The sequence below is a fragment of the Bacillus sp. LR--39 genome (assembly GCF_053613335.1).
Genome location: NZ_JBSIOT010000790.1, coordinates 1 through 744, shown reverse-complemented (window position 1 = coordinate 744; position 744 = coordinate 1). Strand labels below are relative to the sequence as shown.

1 pseudogene is annotated in these 744 nt (G+C 41.1%); it reads right to left on the bottom strand.

Annotated features, from left to right (window positions below):
* Window positions 1–744, bottom strand: a pseudogene (putR, locus tag ACWHAR_RS26555) (proline utilization transcriptional regulator PutR); the annotation flags it as partial.

Genomic DNA, 744 nt, shown 5'->3' with positions numbered 1-744 from the left:
AATAGGTGATTATATTCGTTTCCGATACCGATATAAATAGGGGTAGGTATTTTTTGAAAGTGAAAATGTGTTAACAGCTTGTTAATAAATTCAGAAGCTGCTGAGGAGACGGAGCTTTTTTGGGAAAAACTCGCTACGACGATGACAATGTTTGATTCGATCGTTAAGACATGACTGACCTTATCCCGTAAATTCAGGTACGACCTGATATTTTCCTTTAAATCCTCAACCGCTTCCCCATCCCCATTTGCGGCGTGCAGGATCACAACTGAAAACATGGAAGGCAGCACGGTGTTGATCCTTTCAGCTTCTCGTCTGAGTTCCTTCTCAGAGGTAAATTGCTGATAGATCGCCCGTTTGATGAGATCCTCTGCTTTTTCTTCCTTTTCCTGTTTCAATTTATTCGTTTTATAAATGATTTTCCCGACATGGAAGGAGGTCTCGTACAAAAAGTCGAGCTCTTCATCCGTCAGATTTTGGTCCAGCTCCTGAATCCAGATGTAGCCCATGACTTCCCCTTTGTGCTTTGCACTCACGACCACCCTCTGGTTTAACCCAATGCTTTCAATTTTATTGACGCGAAAAGGCTCAGGCTCTGTTTTCAATTTTTCAATAATTCCGTCCTTCAGAAACCTCTCAAAAATCTGGACCGGACACTTTTTCGAAAAAATAGTCTGCTGGTTGGCAGAATCAAAATGGTTAATATAGTAAGAATTATAGGCTAACAAAAAGAAATCCGCGCTT